This is a genomic window from Kitasatospora sp. NPDC053057, assembly GCF_044546945.1.
GTDB lineage: Bacteria > Actinomycetota > Actinomycetes > Streptomycetales > Streptomycetaceae > Kitasatospora.
Genome location: NZ_JBITZP010000158.1, coordinates 1 through 1,082 on the forward strand (window position 1 = coordinate 1; position 1,082 = coordinate 1,082).

Genomic DNA, 1,082 nt, shown 5'->3' on the forward strand with positions numbered 1-1,082 from the left:
CCGCCCCGTTCCCTGGCACGGCCCTGACCGCGGGATGTGACCTCGATCGAGGCATTCCGAGACTTCCAATACCCGACTCCACCATCACGGCCCTCCGCGACGTTCATTGAGGACGCCAATCAGCGGGCCGTCGCCAGCACCCTGGCCGAGCTGACCGGGAAGGATTCCACAGCATGAAGATCCAGTGGCGGCTGAGGATGGCCGCGGCCCAGCGCGAGGTTTGGACGGGCACCGAACTGCGGCGGCTCCTCGCCGAGAAGGCCGGGCTGGAACTGTCCTCTGCCTCGGTGTCGGCGCTGTTCACCAAGGAGCCCTCGCAGGTGAAGATGACCACGCTGGCGGCGTTGTGCACCGCGCTGGAATGCACTCCCAACGACCTGATCGAGGTCGACACCACTCCGGTCGAGCGACCGATCGCGCCCCTTCGCCCGATCGCCGACCTGCCGCAGGCCGCCTCCGCCCGCGGCCGGTCGATGCCGCCCCTGTGACGGGCGGGGACTTCGATGGGCAAGAGGCAACGCGACTGCGTCACCTGCGGTGCCCCGGTCGGATATCTCAACCGTGAGCACTGCTGCCGCTGTTGGCGGACGATGAAGGAAGAGGCGGCCAGGGCGACCTGTCCGTCCTGCGGTCTCGCCCGGGTGCTGTGGCAGGACACCGGCCGGTGCATCCTGTGCTCGCGTGTCTGCGGGCAGTGCGGGCACCTGGTGCGGTCCGCGGACAGCCGACTGTGCCGGGACTGCCGCAACGCCGCCCGGCGCCTGGCGGCCAAGCAGTCGTGTCCGCGCTGCGGGAAACCGGGGCTCCTGCGCGAGGCGACCGGCTGGTGCGGGCCGTGCTCCCACCCAGGGGGAGCGAAGAAGCCGCCGCAGGTCTGCCGCGAGTGCGGGCAGCTTCGGCGGCATGCCGGGCTGGGGCTGTGCTCGCCCTGCTGGCAGAAGCACCCCGGCCGCCCGTTCATTCGCGCCGAACACCTCCGCGAAAAACGGCTCTCCTGCCGCATGTGTGGGTGCGCTGATCTGCGGCTGGACGTGAAACACGCCGTCCTCTGTGATCCTTGAGGTGTCGAGACTCAAGTTGGA

1 protein-coding gene is annotated in these 1,082 nt (G+C 69.6%); it reads left to right on the top strand.

What is annotated here, in order from left to right; all coding sequences use genetic code 11:
- The first annotated feature begins 173 nt into the window (after window positions 1-173).
- On the top strand, window positions 174-488 hold the full coding sequence (locus ACIG5E_RS39575) for a helix-turn-helix domain-containing protein (RefSeq protein ID WP_396542193.1): 315 nt from the start codon (window positions 174-176) through the stop codon (window positions 486-488).
- Window positions 489-1,082: the final 594 nt, after the last annotated feature.